This is a genomic window from Rhodococcus sp. P4_F3_2 (genome assembly GCF_056401335.1).
Map to the genome: position 1 here is coordinate 1 of NZ_JBFUJN010000177.1, position 485 is coordinate 485.

Below are 485 nucleotides of genomic sequence, written 5' to 3' on the forward strand. Positions count from 1 at the left end.
ATCTTGCTAAGATGTTTTCTTGTTACCTTCACTATATATTGGAAACGCTTTCAATTAAACGCAATATTTTTCCTTTGGTAACGGAAAAATATTGTTTGAATATTCTTTAAATTGAGAGAGAAAGGGATTGTAAATCAAATTGAATTGTGGTAGATTCTTTAAAAAAGATAAGCAGCTCACCCATCTAGGTAAGCTGCTTATCGGCTCTTATTATAACCCAGTAGAAATTGTCTCCTGATGTGAGATTCCTAGGTGGCGGTATGAGATGGTTACTTTTTGTATACTTATATTATCTGCAAGAGAAAGCGCATATATCTGATCACTTTCTTTTCCTTTGTGCGATCTTTCTAGCTGTTCGTCAGGGCCTGTATGCGGCTGCAGCTTCACACTTTGCAAGTTCTTAAACGTATAGCCTTTTGTTTCTTCGCTAGTAAAGTCTCCAAGAAGGAACCCTTTTTTATCATTGCTTACTTGTATTTTTGCAT

The 485-nt window shown here is 35.7% G+C and carries 1 protein-coding gene; it reads right to left on the bottom strand.

The genetic code is table 11. The features are described 5' to 3' along the window. Positions 1 to 210 precede the first annotated feature (210 nt). The coding region (locus AC1DWA_RS33315) for a hypothetical protein (protein ID WP_477917744.1) at positions 211 to 485 on the bottom strand (275 nt) is incomplete at its 5' end.